The following is a 1,774-nucleotide window of genomic DNA, read 5'->3' as shown; positions in this document are numbered from 1 at the left end:
AAATCAATCTACTTGCTCAGAATCTTATATAGCAAATATCATGCCAGCGTTAAAAGGTGGTCAATTTGTTAATATTCTAACTAGATATTGTGGAATTGAGCCAATTTACGTATATCATCTATACAAAATACGGCATTGGTACTCACTTAACTTGTTTCCAATGTATACATTCGGAGTTGGAGATTGATGAATCGAGATGATTTCTTTTATTAAATGGGCTCAATCACAAATTCTGTGGGATGGTGGGTTTCTAACATAAGTCTTCCGGCTGATATCAAATAGCTTAAGGAAGAAGTATTCATCGTTAGGATATCCATATCCCTGACGTCGCAAAGTCTTTATCTTGTTATTAATACCCTCGATCTGTCCATTCGATATCCGGTAGGTCGCATATGCAATGATACCTTCAAAGTGTCTGTCCATAAGGCGGCCAAACCAAAGCAGGTGCTTATTTTCCGAGGTATAACAGATTTCCATGATTTCGATGATTTGCATTGCCATCTCAGGCTCACTAGTTGCTCTGTATGCTTCCGACAGCATCTCCTTGATGATATCTATCGTGAACAGGAGCTTGTTTTCACTGAGGAGTTGGTCATATTTCTCTTCGCTGCCAGACTTGCGCTTGACCTCCTCTTTATGAAAGAGGGTACCACCCCTTGAGATTACTTTACCCTCCGCAGCTTCCTGATCCTTGCGTTGCAATGTTTCCCGGGATGACATAAGTATGTAGCGGGTCTTCTTGAGGGACGCAGCGGCTTTGTCTTTACCTTCCTCTTGGAGACGTCTCTGCTCGTCTTTGCGGACTTCTGAAACCACCTTGTCATTAAAGTTCTTGATGATATGGAAGTGGTCGAATACTGGTTGTATGTGAGGGCACTTTTCCTCAAATGCCTCTTGGAAGTCCGAGTTCATGTCGGAAGCGACAGCTTCAACACCGTCCATCCAATCGAGTCCGACATGCTCAATGAAGTCGTAGACAACCTGCTTGCGCTTTCCATGGGCTATCCAGAGGATGTGACCTGTCGCTACGTCGATGATGTGAGTGGCGTAACGATGGCCATCATGGAGTTTGAACTCATCTATGCTAAGGCACTTTGCTTGCCATTCCGGCTTGATTAGCTTTTCTCCATCGAGTGTATATTTCTCTTTCAGACGCTTTAGGTCGATTGCCTTGACGGTATTCTTGCCAAGACCAGTTATCTCAGCGACCTGTTTGAGGGTGTATGTCCCGATGGCTAGCAGGTCCCTTGTGTATTGCAGCAGCTCTGCAGTGATACGATGGCCCAGTGCCTGGAACGGCACCTGCTGGACCTTTGTGAACCTGCATTCCGGACACAGGTACCTCTTCTTATCGAACTCAAGGCAGCTGTAGTTCTGTCCAAAGCTGAGATGCCAGAGACTGCACGAGAACGTATCATGGATGTGCATTACCCCACCACAATTTGGGCAAATACGGTCGGTATCCTTTACTCTTAATACACCTTGTAGGCGATACACTCTTTTTCCAGAAGTAGAAGTGTGAATCATACTCTCCGTGTTGGTGAATCCGGAAAGAAAAGATGGAAAATGCAGATAAGTTTTGGAATTGGTGATTGTGTTCGCCTGATCTTCTTGTGTATAATTCATTCAGAGCCTCCGCTGTGATTTGATTTGTACATCCGCCAAGATGCATTTCTATCATAACGTGAAGCTCTTTATTTATTCAATTGTTTTAGACCATATAGAAGGGCAGGTTCAACTTGTCAATCCCACAGGTTTTGTGATTGACCCAATA

1 protein-coding gene is annotated in these 1,774 nt (G+C 44.0%); it reads right to left on the bottom strand.

What is annotated here, in order from left to right:
* Positions 1–219: 219 nt before the first annotated feature.
* A complete protein-coding gene (locus T472_RS03650) occupies positions 220–1,626 on the bottom strand; it encodes an ISL3 family transposase (RefSeq protein WP_023863322.1) in 1,407 nt (468 codons plus the stop codon).
* Between the last annotated feature and the right edge of the window lie 148 nt (positions 1,627–1,774).

It is taken from the genome of Youngiibacter fragilis 232.1 (genome assembly GCF_000495435.3).
Taxonomy (GTDB): Bacteria; Bacillota; Clostridia; order Clostridiales; family Clostridiaceae; genus Youngiibacter; species Youngiibacter fragilis.
This window is presented reverse-complemented; position numbering and strand designations above follow the sequence as displayed.

What these genes read in the sequence shown, in the direction of transcription:
- T472_RS03650 (WP_023863322.1), bottom strand. Translation starts at nt 1,626, where the DNA reads ATGAATTATACACAAGAAGATCAGGCGAACACAATCACCAATTCCAAA.